Annotated in this window: 1 protein-coding gene; it reads right to left on the reverse strand. The window is 56.6% G+C overall.

Annotated elements, in window-relative coordinates; translation table 11 throughout:
• Nucleotides 1–1,823: amino acid adenylation domain-containing protein (locus OIU26_RS25775; protein WP_264218412.1), on the reverse strand; the 1,823-nt coding region annotated here is incomplete at both ends.

The raw sequence follows: 1,823 nt of genomic DNA on the forward strand, positions 1-1,823 counted from the left end.
TGCAGGTCAGCCGGCTGCTGCTCGAAGAACCATCGCTGAATAGGTGTCAGTTCCACCGGGCCTACTGCCTCTTCCTGACTGGCCATCTTGCCATCTGTACGAAGCAAAGGACTGAGTGCTGCTACCGTCGGATTACTGAAGAGATCCTTCATGTTCAATCGATAACCTGCTTGCAGCAATCGGGACGAGACTTGCAGGGCTTTGATCGAATCGCCGCCCAGCTCAAAGAAGTTATCCTGCGTGCCTACGGCATCCACGCCCAGCACTCCGCCCCATACCGCAGCCAGTACCTGCTCCACCTGGGTACGCGGGGCCACATAGGCTGCTCCCGTATAGATGCTGCCTTCCGGCTCTGGCAAGGCCTTGCGGTCGATTTTGCCATTGCTGGTCAGCGGGATGGCCTCCAGTCGCATCAGACGTGCTGGCACCATATGCGCTGGCAACCCGGCTTCCAGCGCTGCCTGTACCTCCTCGATCCGCAGCTCGGCTTCTCCCGTGATGTATCCGCACAAATATTTGTTTCCACGCTCGTCCGTCCGGTCGATGACTACGGCTTGACGCACACCTGGCACTCGCTGGATCGCCGTTTCAATCTCGCCCAGCTCGATCCGGTAGCCCCGAATTTTGACCTGATAGTCCATCCGGCCAATAAAGTCTACATTGCCGTCCGGCATCCACCGCGCCAAATCGCCTGTGCGATACAAACGTTCCCCCGGTACGTACGGGTTCGCTACGAATTTCTCAGCGGTCAGATCCGCACGGTTCAGGTACCCCCGTGCCACCCCGGCTCCACCAATGCACAGCTCGCCCAGTACACCGATCGGCACCGGATTCAGCTGGCTGTCCACAATGTAGAAGCGTGCGTTCAGCCATGCCTGGCCAATCGGCACATGGCCACTGCTTGGCAACTTCGACAGCTCTTCGTCATAGAAGCTGGAGTCAATCGCCGCTTCCGTGACGCCGTAGCTGTTGATCATGCGGATATCTGCGCCAAACCGTTCTTGCAGCACCCGGTAGTCCGTCACGCTGCAGCTATCCGAGCTGGTGATCAGCAGTTCCATGTTGCTCATGTCCAGCCCCTGTTCATGCACATGCTGCATAAACGGTACGATCAAGGCCGGAGTCGATTCGAACACGGTAATCTGATAATCACGAATCCATCCGTACAAACGGCTTGGATCAATGCGATCATCTTTCGGACAGATAACCATCGTGCCGCCGTTATAAAGCGTCCGTGCAATATCGCCGACGAACACGTCGAAGGAAAAGCTGGCCAGTTGCAACAGTCGTACCGGGAACTGGTTCAGACGGTAATCCCGGCGATACGCCGCAGCCGTATTCACCAAGCTGCGATGTTCGATCATGACGCCTTTCGGACGTCCGGTTGTACCGGACGTATAGATCACATATGCCAAATCGTGTGGTTCATTGATAGGTTCAACATCCGTGGCATCCCCGGTGTACAGCGACTCATCGTCCAATGCCAATACGGTATGCAGACGCAGCCCTGTTGCTGGTTTGGATGCTTCTTCGCTGTCAGACTTCGAATCTAATTTCAAGCTTATGCCTTCACTCAGGCTGTCTCTTTCCATCGTTTCAGCGCCAGCCGCTGTTTTCAATTCACCCTCAGGCTGCCCTCCGACCAAGGCCTGCCGACTTGCCTCCAGCCAAACCTGTGCACGCTCCTGCAAACCGGTTTGGGTCAGCAGCACCGTCGCACCACTGTCCTCCAGCATAAAGCGAATCCGTTCGGACGGATAATCCGCATCCAGCGGTACATATGCGCCTCCGGATTTCCACACCGCCAATACGCCGACCAGCAT

Source organism: Paenibacillus sp. BT-177 (assembly GCF_025846815.2).
Classification (GTDB): domain Bacteria; phylum Bacillota; class Bacilli; order Paenibacillales; family Paenibacillaceae; genus Paenibacillus; species Paenibacillus polymyxa_C.